General features: G+C 49.8%; 1 rRNA gene. It reads left to right on the top strand.

The annotated features are described in order from the left end of the window. Positions 1–191: 191 nt before the first annotated feature. A 5S ribosomal RNA gene (rrf, locus tag IB273_RS31325) occupies positions 192–289 on the top strand; the annotation flags it as partial.

A 289-nucleotide genomic window follows, 5' to 3' on the forward strand; every position in this document is an offset into this window, starting at 1 on the left:
TAAGCGCTGTGAGGCGTTGAGCTAACCGATACTAATTGCCCGTGAGGCTTGACCATATAACACCCAAACAATTTGCGTGTTGTACGGTGAAGACGTAACGAACCGAAAGTTCGTGTGAACCGCAAATTACCTGTCACATACCCGAATCTGGATGAGCGTGTGCACTTGCCACGAGCGTCCATAAAGAATTGCTTGACGACCATAGAGCGTTGGAACCACCTGATCCCATCCCGAACTCAGTAGTGAAACGACGCATCGCCGATGGTAGTGTGGAGTTTCTCCATGTGAG

This window comes from Pseudomonas sp. PDM19, from assembly GCF_014852215.1.
Lineage (GTDB): Bacteria > Pseudomonadota > Gammaproteobacteria > Pseudomonadales > Pseudomonadaceae > Pseudomonas.